Source organism: Planctomycetota bacterium (genome assembly GCA_033763975.1).
Lineage (GTDB): Bacteria > Planctomycetota > Phycisphaerae > Phycisphaerales > UBA1924 > RI-211.
Window position 1 is genome coordinate 195,114 of record JANRJM010000006.1, and the last position, 7,540, is coordinate 202,653.

The 7,540-nt window shown below is 72.8% G+C and carries 5 protein-coding genes and 2 rRNA genes; 3 read left to right on the forward strand and 4 right to left on the reverse strand.

All coding sequences use genetic code 11. From position 1 onward, the window contains the following. Positions 1-13: 13 nt before the first annotated feature. The 3 genes from SFY69_04215 to SFY69_04225 are packed head-to-tail and all read left to right on the forward strand — an operon-like array spanning position 14 to position 5,128. The gene (locus SFY69_04215; protein ID MDX2131240.1) at positions 14-2,335 is read left to right on the forward strand and encodes a glycosyltransferase 87 family protein; all 2,322 of its coding nucleotides are present in this window, start codon (positions 14-16) and stop codon (positions 2,333-2,335) included. Next, positions 2,332-3,459 carry a lysylphosphatidylglycerol synthase domain-containing protein gene (locus tag SFY69_04220; GenBank protein ID MDX2131241.1) on the forward strand — a complete coding sequence of 376 codons (1,128 nt, stop codon included), beginning with the start codon at positions 2,332-2,334 and terminating at the stop codon, positions 3,457-3,459. Before SFY69_04215 ends, SFY69_04220 begins: the two co-directional genes overlap by 4 nt. Then, positions 3,404-5,128 carry an NAD+ synthase gene (locus SFY69_04225; protein ID MDX2131242.1) on the forward strand — a complete coding sequence of 575 codons (1,725 nt, stop codon included), beginning with the start codon at positions 3,404-3,406 and terminating at the stop codon, positions 5,126-5,128. The genes SFY69_04220 and SFY69_04225 overlap by 56 nt, the downstream gene beginning before the upstream one ends. A 12-nt stretch (positions 5,129-5,140) precedes the next feature. On the opposite strand, the gene SFY69_04230 is transcribed toward SFY69_04225, so the two are convergent. The 4 genes from SFY69_04230 to SFY69_04245 form a co-directional block, all read right to left on the reverse strand. Further along, positions 5,141-5,644 carry a zinc ribbon domain-containing protein gene (locus tag SFY69_04230; GenBank protein ID MDX2131243.1) on the reverse strand — a complete coding sequence of 168 codons (504 nt, stop codon included), beginning with the start codon at positions 5,642-5,644 and terminating at the stop codon, positions 5,141-5,143. A gap of 214 nt (positions 5,645-5,858) precedes the next feature. After that, positions 5,859-6,560, reverse strand: a complete 702-nt coding sequence (locus tag SFY69_04235) for a hypothetical protein (protein ID MDX2131244.1) — start codon at positions 6,558-6,560, stop codon at positions 5,859-5,861. 228 nt (positions 6,561-6,788) lie between these two features. Further along, positions 6,789-6,895: ribosomal RNA gene (gene rrf, locus SFY69_04240) — 5S ribosomal RNA — on the reverse strand. Positions 6,896-7,130: 235 nt separating this feature from the next. Continuing rightward, positions 7,131-7,540, reverse strand: a 23S ribosomal RNA gene (locus SFY69_04245); the annotation flags it as partial.

Here is a 7,540-nt window from a genome sequence, read left to right on the forward strand (position 1 = left end):
CCGCACGTCGCGCATGCCACGCCCCGAAGCCAACCCCGCCCGCTCGCCCGCTGCTTCCGGGGCGGCGGCGCGCCGGGCGACGGTCGTGCTCGCGGGCGTCGTGCTCGTCGTCGGTGCCGCGTTGCTCGCCGGGCTCGGCGGGCCCCACGACACCCTGACGGGCGCGCTCATCGTCATCGACCGGATGATCTTCGCCGGCGGGCCGGCGCTGGCCTACGTGCTCGCGGGCGTGGGGCTGGGGCGGGTGTGCACGCCGCTGGTGCGCGGGGCGTCGTGCGGGCTGGCGTTGCAGGCGGCGTCGGGCATCGCGCTGCTGCTGTGGCTCAGCCATGTGCTCGGCTGGGCGGGGCTGCTCGGCGGCGGGACGGGCCGCGCGGTGGCGGTCGGCGTGCTGGCGACGGGCATCGGCCTGCTGGTCTACCAGTTCGTGCGCTGGCTGCGCGCGGGCGGGTTTGAGCCACGGCTGCACCCGCTGGCGGTGCCGGGCGCGGCGGGCGTCGCGGTGCTGCTCGTCGCGTGCGCGAACCCGCCCGGCGCGCTGTGGGACAGCGAGTTCGGCGGGTACGACACGCTGGGGTATCACCTGCAACTGCCGCGCGAGTGGTTGGAGGCCGGGCGGCTGACGCCGCTGCATCACAACGTGTACTCGTACCTGCCGGGCTATCTCGAAGGCGCGTTCCTGCACCTGGGCGCCGTGATGGCCGCCGGGCCGAGCGCGGACGCGCCGGCGATGGTCGCCGGGTTCGGGCACGCGGCCCACGCGACGCAGTACCTGCACGCGGCGCTCGCGGTGTTCGCGGGCGCGCTCGTGGGGCTGCTGGGCGATCAACTGGCGCGGCGTGCGGGGGTGGGCGCGCGGGCCGCGGGCGCCGGGGGCGCGTTCGCCGGCGCCATGACGCTGCTCACGCCCTGGACGGTCGTCACCGGGTCGATGGCGTACAACGACATGGGCGCGGTGCTGCTGCTGGCGGCGGCGGCGCTCGCGATGCTGGACGAGGGCCTGTCGCCCGTGCGACGCGGCGTGCTCGCCGGGCTCCTGCTGGGCGCGGCGGCGAGCGTGAAGCCGACGGCGTTCCTGTTCGGCGTGCCCCTGCTCGCGCTCCTGGGCGCCTGGTGCGTGCCGGCGCGGGGCTGGGCGCGCCTTGCGCTGGGCGGGCTCGCCGCGGGCGCGTGCGTCGTCGCGCCCTGGCTCGCGCGCAACGCGATCGACAGCGGGAACCCGGTCTTTCCGTTCGCGGCAGGGCTGTTCGCGAACGACGCGGGCGGCACCGGGCACTGGACCGCCGAGCAGGTCTCGCGATTCGCGGGCGGACATCACTTCGACGGCTCGCTCATCGACCGGCTCACGCTGCTGGTCTCGCCCGACCCGGCCGACCCGGCGGGCGCGCGCCATCGCGGGGCGCTGCACCCGCAGTGGGCGTGGTTCTTTCCCGTCGTGATCGCCGCGGGCGTCGCGGGCCTCGCGATGCGCACGACGCACCGCAGCGCGGCGGTGCTCACCCTCGCGCTGGGCGCGGGGCTGCTGGTGTGGCTGTTCATGACGCACCTGCAGTCGCGGTTTCTGATGCCCCTGCTGGTGCCGGGCGGGGCGATGCTCGCGCTCGCGCTCGGCGGGGCGCTGCACGCGGCGGGCTCCCGCGCGGAGCGGGGGGCCTCGTCGGGCGCGGGGCGTTCGCGCGTCGTGACGGGCGCTCTGCTCGGCGTTGCGGGGCTGCTGCTGGCGGGGCATGCCTGGGCGCTGGTGTCGATCTTCGCGGCGCAGCGGGGCGGGTCGCCCAACGCCTTGCTCGCGCCGGGCACGCGTTTGCGCACGGCGGACGGCGGGCGCGAGGAACTCGAGGCGGCCCCGCGCGATCAGGCGCGGGCGTGGGTAGAGAGCGCGCCGCCGGAGCCATTTGTCAACGCCGTCGCCCCGCGCGGGGCGCGCGTGTACCTGCTCGGCACCGGCACGGCGCTGTATTTCCGCGGGCCTCTGGTGTACAACGCGACGTGGGACGCGTGGCCGTTCGGCGAGATCGTCGCGGCCCACCCGAACGACCCGGCGGCGTGGTCGCGCGCGCTGCGCGAGCGCGGCATCGACCTCGTCCTCGTCGACTTCGGCGAGATCGCACGCCTCACACGCTCCGGCTGGATCGACCCGCGCGTGCGGGGCGACGAGGTCGCGGCGTGGGTGCGCTCGGGCACGGTCGTCGTCCGCGCGTGGGACGAGGTCGGCGTATTCCTCGTCATGCCGCTGACGGACCAGCCGCCGAGCGGGCCCGCGGACACGGGGCGCCCCGGGGCGGTTGACCGCGAGACTCCCCCACCGCCGCCGGGCGGCACGGGGGCGCTGTGAGCGCACCCGGCACGCCGCCCGGAGCCGCGCCAGGCGGGGTGGTGCGCGAGGCGGAGCGCCTGTCGCGCGCGCGCGGGCCGCTGCGGCTTGCGGTGCAGATCGTGGGCATGCTGGTGGCGCTCGGGCTGCTCGCGTGGTGCGTGCGGCTGGCGCTGGCGCCGGCGAACCGCGCGTCGATCCGGCGTCTGTCCGAGGCGCCGACGGAACTGGTGGCGGCGCTGTTCGCGCTGGCGCTGGCGGGGCTGGTGCTGAACGGGCTGGGGTTCGCGATCACGCTGCGTCGGCTGGCGCGCGTGCGCCTGCTCGACGTGCAGGCAACGAACGCGATCGCGACCGCGCTGGCCTACCTGCCCTTCAAGCTCAGCATCGTGGCGCGGGTGATGTACCACCACCGGCGCGACGGCGTGCCCCTGATGCGCATCGGCGCCTGGCTGGGCGCGAACGCCACGATCATCCTCGCGGTGGTCGTGCCGCTGGGCGCGGCGGGGCTCTGGCGGGGCGGGCTGGACGGGGCATATATCGCGGCGTCGGCCGGCGGACTCATCGCCTGCGTCGGCGGGGCGCACTTCGTCGCGCTGGCGTTCGGGGGCGAGGCCGGGCTGGCGCGCCTCGCGGCTCTCGCCCGTCGCGCCCGCCTGGGCTTCGTCGAGCGCCTGCTCGCCCGTCCCAGCATCCGCGACCTGCACGCGGGCCTGGCGATCATCGCCCACCGCCCCACGCTGCTCGCCGCCGCGGGCGTGCGCGTGGCCGATGTGCTCGTGCAGGCCCTGCGGTTCATCGTGGTCGGGCGCGCGCTGGGCATCCCGCTGCCCTTCGAGAAGGCGGTGCTGGCGTCGAGCACGTTCTTCCTGACGGGGGCGGCGTCGCCGGCGGGCTCGGTGGGGGCGCGCGAGGGCGCGACGACCGGCGTGGGCGCGCTCGTCCAGATCCCCGGCGTGCCGTACGAATCGCTGTCGGTCATTGCGCTGGCCGTGAGCGCCGCGGAGATCGTGCTGTACGTGCCGCTGGGGGTGGCGGCGTTCCTGTACCTGCGGGTGCGGCGCCCGCTTGTCCCGTACGATCCCGCCGATGCGTCTGGCCCTCATCCCGCTGAACCCGACGGTCGGCGCACTGCGATCAAATAGCGACATGATCGCGCGCGCGTTCGCGGACGCTGGGGCGCGCGGGGCGGCGCTGGCCGTCACGCCCGAGCTGTGCGTCTGCGGCTACCCACCCCGCGACCTGCTGCTGGCGGAACGGTTCGTCGAATCGTGCGAGCGGGCGGCCCTCGACGCCGCCAAGGCCGCCCCGCCGGGCCTCACCGTCGTCATCGGCTCGCCCCGGCGCACCGACCGGGGCGTGGCGAACGCGCTGCTCGTGGCCCGCGACGGAACGGCGATCGCGTGGTACGACAAGCGCCTGCTGCCGACGTACGACGTGTTCGACGAGGACCGGTACTTCGTGCCCGGCGAGACGCCCCTGGTGGTCGACGTGCCCGCGCCGGGCGGGGTGGTGCGCGTCGGCCTGGCGGTGTGCGAGGACCTGTGGAAGGGCCTGGACGCCGGGTTCGCCTCGCGGTACGCCCACGCGCCCGACCCCGTCGCGGATCTCGTCCGCGCCGGCGCGCGGGTCATCGTCAGCCCGTCCGCGAGCCCGTTCGTGCTCGGCAAGCACCGCGCGCACCGGGAGATCTGCGCGGCGCACGCGGCGCGGCACGGCGTCGTCGTCGCCTCTGTCAACCAGGCCGGCGCCAACGACGACCTGGTCTTCGACGGTCACGCGATGGTGCTCGACACGCGCGGGCGGCTTGCGGCGGCGGGGACGCTCTTCGAGCCCGCGCCGCTGATCGCCGAGGTGCCGCTCGCCGAGGTGCCGCTCGCTGCCGCGCCGGTCGCGCTGCCCGCAGAGCCCGACGACCTTGACCTGCTCTTCCGCGCGCTCGTCAGCGGCGTGCGCGACTACCTGGGCAAGACCGGGCATCGCCGGGCCATCATCGGGCTCTCGGGCGGGATCGACTCGGCCCTCACCGCGGTCGTCGCCGCGTGCGCGCTCGGCGGAGAGAACGTGCTGGGCGTGTCCATGCCCGGGCCATACTCGAGCGAGCACTCCAAGACCGACGCCGCCGACCTCGCCCGGCGGCTGGGCGTGCGCATGCTCACGGCGCCCATCGGCGACGGCGTGTCGGGCGTCGCGGGCGTCATCGATCCCGCGCTGCTCGCCCTCGGGCAGCCCGCGCTCGGGCGGACACTGCCGGACATCGCCGAAGAGAACCTGCAATCGCGCGTGCGGGGCACACTGCTCATGGGGCTCTCGAACCGCACGGGGGCCATGGTGCTCACCACGGGCAACAAGAGCGAACTGGCCGTGGGGTACTGCACGCTGTACGGCGACATGAACGGCGGGCTGGCCGTGCTGTCGGACATTTCCAAGACGACGGTCTACCGACTGGCCCGCTGGATCAACGAGCACCCGCGCCGCTGCGGGCTGGCGGGGCCGCCGATCCCCGAGGGGTCGATCACCAAGCCCCCGAGCGCCGAACTCCGCCCCGACCAGACCGACCAGGACTCGCTGCCCCCGTACGACGTGCTCGACGAAATCCTCGCCCGCGCGGTCGAGCGCCGCCAGGCGCCCGGCACGATCGCGTCCGAGACGGGCTTCGAGCGAACGCTCGTCGAGCGCGTGCTGCTCATGGTCGACCGCGCGGAGTTCAAGCGTCGGCAGGCGGCGGTCGGTCTCAAGGTCACGACCGTCGCGTTCGGGACCGGACGACGCATGCCCATCGCGCAGGGGTACCGCGGGCCGGCAGACGCGTAACCGATCCTTCGCTCACGCCGCGGCGGAACTTCTTCGGGCGGGCTCCCCGCGCGAGCCGACGGCCCCGCAGCCCGGGCACGTCGATTCGTGGTCGCCGATCACCGCGCCGCAATGCACGCACGCGTACGGACGACGCCGGGGCAGCAGCACCGTGAACACCACGACCGCCACGCCGCTCAGCAGCCCCGTGGCGATCGCCTTGGACACCAGCGTGTGCATCCACGGCATCGGGGCCGCGGCCAGGACCGCCGCCGCCAGCCCCGCGCCAAGCCCAAGTGTCCACTGGCTGATCGGTCGGCGCACGCGGTTGTCGAACAGACGCCGGGGTGACAGGCGATGCACGCCCACGACGACGACGCCCGCCACCAGCAGCGGCAGGCCGAGCGTCAGCGGCAGTCGTTCGATCGGCGACAAAGTTGGCGCGCGGAGCCAGCCGCCTTCCAGGAACAGGCCCGAGGCGAAGCGAAGCACGAACGCAACGCCGAAAGCGATCAGAAACTTAGCCGCACCGCGCATGTCCCCGCCCCGGTGCTCCCCGTCCGTTCGGAGAGTACTCACGCTGTACGCGGCCCAACGCTCGCGTCGCGCTTTTCACGCACACAATCGGGTAAATTTGCCATGAGAATCGCGGTTACCGACCGCGCGTACCGGTTGACGGCGATTCGCCCGGGTTATCGCACGCGTTTTTACCGGGCACACCAGTACATTTCACCACGTTCCGCGGCCGTGTTCAGCTGCTTCCGCGGCGCATCTGCTCGAGCCCGGCCGGGAACGGGTACGTCGGGAAGACGCCGACGGTGCCGAACCGCCACATCGCGGGGGCGGCGTAGACATCGCCCCGGAAGCCGGCGTTGAACATCGTGCGGAGCACGGACTCGAAGCTCGGTTCGGCGCCGCTGGGGCCGACAAGCCGGTTGGCCTTGGCGTTGAGGAACGAGACGCTCGCCGCGGGCCAGCGGTCGTGGCGTTCGTCGAGCATGCGCGTGACGGTCTTGAAGCCGCGGGAGAGATCGTCGATGGTGAAGTGGTCGCGTCCCTTGGGGCGGAGGATCGCGAGGATGAGCAGGCGGTCGAGGTCGAACTTGAGGACGTAGGGCTCACGGTCCTGGGCCGCGTGCACGGCGACGGACTCCTGGAACATCTTCGCGTAGCTGGTGACGCTCTTGGCCGACCACTGGCTGGAGGTCACGAGCTCGACGAGGTGGGCGATGATGCCGTGGCTGTTGTCGGCGTCGTTGACGCCGCAGACGACGGCGCGGTAACGCCCGTCGATGAGGTCGCGGAGCAGGTCCTGCCCCCAGAGGATGCGAAGGCGCTCGCGTGCGGAGACGGCGCCGCCCTCGCCCGGCAGGAGCGTGACGCGATCAGGGAAGAGGTCGGACTTGAGGAGCGACTCGGCGTCGTCGTCGTAGAGGCGCGGGGGGTTGGGCATGGCGGGCCTCCTGGCTGGAGGAGATGGTACCGCGCGAGGGACAGGGGGAAGGACCGAACTGGGGGATCTGTTGCGGCGGCAACGCGCGATGATGCGACCGAGGAGATCCCGCGGACGGTGGCCGGGCGCGACGGGTTGTGCGGGGGAGTCGCGGGCGCGCGTGGCGGATGGGCCGCGCGATGCCAAAAACGAAAAGACCCCCTGGAGGTTTACCTCAAGGGGGTCAAGAGTCGGCGATGACCTACTTTCCCGCAGTGCAGTATCATCGGCGGCGAAGGCTTAACTGCTGTGTTCGGGATGGGAACAGGTGTTTCCCTTCGCCTATGGTCACCGACAATCCGATCAGCGTGCCTGTCGGCACGCAGACCGGCTGAGCCGGGCGCCGAACGCGCCCGGAGCCGGACGGAAGAATCTCACGCCAGAGGCAGGCCCGACGGGTGCGGAGGCCGCACACGGGGAACCGGCAACTGGACGGAAGCAGAGACAAACGGACAGCGCCGACGGGAGGATCACCCGAAGGTGCGTGCCGCGTGATTGAACACGCGGCGGACAACCAGCCGCGGCGGCTGGTTGGTGTGACCTTTCGACCGTTAGTACCGCTCGGCTCAAGGCATCTCTGCCCGTACACCTGCGGCCTATCAACCTGGTGGTCTACCAGGGGTCTCACGTCTTGCGACTACCAAGCCTCATCTCGAGGGGGGCTTCCCGCTTAGATGCTTTCAGCGGTTATCCCTGCCGTACGTAGCTACCCAGCGGTGCACCGAGCGGTGCAACTGGATCACCAGGGGTACGTCCAACCCAATCCTCTCGTACTAAGGTTGACTCCTCTCAAGCTTGGAACGCCCACAGCAGATAGGGACCGACCTGGCTCACGCCGGTCTGAACCCAGCTCGCGTACCACTTTAATCGGCGAACAGCCGAACCCTTGGGGCCGCCTTCAGTCCCAGGATGTGATGGGCCGACATCGAGGTGCCAAACCG